Origin of the sequence: Parendozoicomonas verongulae, assembly GCF_009711465.1 — a bacterium.
Taxonomy (GTDB): Bacteria; Pseudomonadota; Gammaproteobacteria; order Pseudomonadales; family Endozoicomonadaceae; genus Sansalvadorimonas; species Sansalvadorimonas verongulae.
Window position 1 is genome coordinate 1 of sequence record NZ_SMME01000273.1, and the last position, 457, is coordinate 457.

General features: G+C 47.5%; 1 protein-coding gene. It reads right to left on the minus strand.

All coding sequences use genetic code 11. The features are described from left to right. Positions 1 to 16: 16 nt before the first annotated feature. Positions 17 to 457 (minus strand): transposase (locus tag E1189_RS00430; protein WP_155158181.1); only part of this gene is annotated, 441 nt, incomplete at its 5' end.

The window sequence follows — 457 nt, forward strand, 5'->3', positions numbered from 1 at the left end:
ACCCGATGTGTGACTTTCAGGCCGAAATTAGCCCCTCAAACTGAGCAGGTTCCTTTCCGGCCTGAATGTTCAAATACGCGCCCACAGTAAAAGCGAGAATTTTACGCCCTATACGACTGGTCAGATGCCACATATCCCGGCAACCACAATGCTCAATATCAAAATACTTCACCAGCTGCCCAATCGTTGTTTCAACCCTCCGGCGTATACGCATGATAAGTTTGACAAAGCATTTGGGGCGATCGTCTCTCATGTTACGCCTTAACGGTGTCTGCAAATCAATTCCTTCTAATTTGCAATCAGTTTCCAGTTCAGGCCTTATGTAGCCCTTGTCGCCCAGAAGTAGCCCGGTAATATTGTCTAAAAAGTCATAGGCTGTATCACGTTCATCAATATTGGCTGCGGTGAGCTGGAAGGCTGAGGGAATTCCTCTCTGATCGACAACAAGATGCCCCTG